Origin of the sequence: Nocardioides silvaticus, assembly GCF_003160695.1 — a bacterium.
GTDB lineage: Bacteria > Actinomycetota > Actinomycetes > Propionibacteriales > Nocardioidaceae > Nocardioides > Nocardioides silvaticus.
Genome location: NZ_QGDD01000020.1, coordinates 1 through 1,308, shown reverse-complemented (window position 1 = coordinate 1,308; position 1,308 = coordinate 1). Strand labels below are relative to the sequence as shown.

General features: G+C 66.5%; 1 protein-coding gene. It reads left to right on the top strand.

All coding sequences use genetic code 11. From position 1 onward, the window contains the following. Positions 1–76: 76 nt before the first annotated feature. On the top strand, positions 77–1,258 hold the full coding sequence (locus DJ010_RS21660) for an IS481 family transposase (protein WP_109697547.1): 1,182 nt from the start codon (positions 77–79) through the stop codon (positions 1,256–1,258). Positions 1,259–1,308 lie beyond the last annotated feature (50 nt).

The window sequence follows — 1,308 nt, the reverse complement described above, 5'->3', positions numbered from 1 at the left end:
GGGTGTCTGGGTTCACGACATAGGCGACAACTGACACGCGACACCTGAGTCGGGACATAGGCGACAGTTCCTGGGCATGTCGAAAGCCAGGGTCGCCGTGCTGAAGGTCGTCACTAAGGAAATGTCCGTCACCGCAGCGGCTGCCAAGTACGGCTACTCCCGCCAGCACCTGCATCGACTCCTGGCCCGCTACCACGCCGGCGGTATCGATGCCGTTGATCCACTGTCCAGGCGCCCGCACTCCAACAAGCGCGCGACCAGTCAAGAAGTCCGCGACCTGATCGTCGAACTACGGCTGCAGCTGACCAAGGACGGCCTCGATGCCGGCCCCCTCACCATCGCCTGGCACCTGACCGAACGCGGCCACGCAGCCCCCTCGACATCCACGATCCGCCGGGTCCTGAACGCCGCCAGCTTGATCACTCCCGAGCCCAAGAAACGGCCCCGATCCTCCTACCGCCGGTTCGAAGCCGCCCAACCCAACGAGTGCTGGCAATCCGACTTCACCCACTGGCGCCTGGCCGACGGCACCGACGTGGAGATCCTCAACTGGCTCGACGACCACGCCCGGATGCTGCTCTCCTGCACCGTCCACGCACCGGTGACTGGCGACACCGTGGTCGAGACCTTCCTGGCCGCGTGCAACGAACACGGCCCGCCTGCCTCGACCCTGACCGACAACGGCCGGGTCTACACCGCCCGATTCGGCGGCGGGAAGAACGCCTTCGAATACCTCCTCGCCGCGCTACGGATCACCCAGAAGAACGGCTCAGCGAACCACCCCCAGACCCAGGGCAAGGTCGAACGACTCCACCAGACCCAGAAACGCTGGCTCGCCCAGCAGCCACCAGCCGCGACCCTGGCCGAGCTCCAAGCCCAGCTCGACCAGTTCCGCGAGCTCTACAACAACCACCGACCCCACCGCGCCCTGGACCGGACAACGCCAGCCGCGGCCTACGCCGCGCTCCCCAAAGCCGCCCCCACGACCGAAACACCCACCATCGGGCACTACCGGCTGCGCTACGACCGCGTCGACACCTGGGGCAAGGTCTCCTTCCGCCGAGCCGGCCGCATGCACCACCTCGGCGTCGGCTACGCCCACCGCGGCACCAAGATCCTCGCCATCGCCGACGACACAACCCTCACCGTGATCGCCCTCGAGACCGGCGAGATCCTCTCCACCCACAACATCGACCCCGCCAAAACCTACTGGCGCAACACGCAAAGAGCCCCCGGCCGATGGCCGGGAGCTCTCTGACTGACACGCATGTCGCGACTCAGGTGTCACCTATGTCGCGACTCATCACA

Coding starts and splice junctions, on each gene's coding strand:
- DJ010_RS21660 (WP_109697547.1), top strand. CDS start 77: ATGTCGAAAGCCAGGGTCGCCGTGCTGAAGGTCGTCACTAAGGAAATG.